Source organism: Chryseobacterium sp. Leaf394 (assembly GCF_001424105.1).
GTDB lineage: Bacteria > Bacteroidota > Bacteroidia > Flavobacteriales > Weeksellaceae > Chryseobacterium.
This window is the reverse complement of record NZ_LMQH01000008.1, coordinates 1-1,183: the sequence shown is the minus strand read 5'-3', so window position 1 is coordinate 1,183 and position 1,183 is coordinate 1. Positions and strand designations below refer to the sequence as shown.

The 1,183-nt window shown below is 43.0% G+C and carries 1 protein-coding gene; it reads right to left on the bottom strand.

Features of this window, described 5'->3' with window-relative positions:
• A partial coding sequence (locus ASG21_RS02760; RefSeq protein WP_056075554.1) for a BspA family leucine-rich repeat surface protein occupies nt 1-1,183 on the bottom strand: 1,183 nt, incomplete at both ends.

Below are 1,183 nucleotides of genomic sequence, written 5' to 3'. Positions count from 1 at the left end.
TGTTGCAGGATTCTGGCTCCAGCCGTAAAGTGTGCTGTCGTAATTCTGGCAGTTTAAACCGGAATTCTGAAACATTCCATACGCGGAAGTCAGTGATGAAAGATTCCAGTTGCCAAGATTTTGATTGAAAGCCGTTGCTCCGGTAAACATGTTGTTCATGTTGCTTACCTGTGAAGTATTCCAGCTGCCGATATTCTGATTGAATGCAGTGGCATTTTGAAACATGTTGTGCATAGTGATGACATTGGAGGTGTTCCAGCTGGCAAGAGATTGGTTGAAGACTGTTGCATTCAGAAACATCCCGTGCATTGCACTGGCACCTGAGGTATTCCAGTTTCCGATGGGTTGGTTAAATGCTTTTGCGCTAAGAAACATGTAGCTCATCTGCCACACACCAGACACGTCCCAGTTTGTAAGAGGTTGATTAAAAGCCCACGCATTGGCAAACATAAATTCCATCTCATCAACATTGGAAACATTCCAGTTTCCGATAGGCTGATTAAAACTTCGCGCATTATTGAACATGGCATCCATGGCAGTTACCAGAGAAGTATCCCAGTTTCCTATGGGTTGATTGAAATTCTGACACATCAGAAACATGCCACCCATATTCTGTACATTACCGGTACTCCAGTTTCCTATAGGCTGATTGAACAGCATACATCCGGAGAATGTTCCAGCAAGACTGGTAACTGAAGAGATATTCCAGTTATTTATAGAATTATTACCTGTCATTGAGGAGCAACCGGAAAACATTGATGACATATCTGTAACTTCACTGAGGTTGGGACTGTCTGTAGCTGTCATGTTCAGATTGAGACATCCCTCAAATGCATTTACCATTGAAGACCAGGCAATATTACCCCACTGATTAATCTCTATAATTTTAGAATTGTCTCCCATAAGGCTGTTTGTATTGGTTCCAGGATCACTTTCTCTAAATGCAATACGGTGGAAATTACCATTGCCATTGCTTACTTTTACGACATACGTGGCATTGGCAGGAACAGGATTCAGTGGTACACCAAAATCCAGCAGAACCTGGGTTTGGGACGTTACGTTATTGAGTGTAGAATGATGTGCCGGATATCCGGATTCTTCCCAGTAAATTGTAAAATCCGTTCCACGGAAAGGTGCCCATGCCTGTGTGGCAGACGATGGGAATGGTGGATTGTTAGGAAGA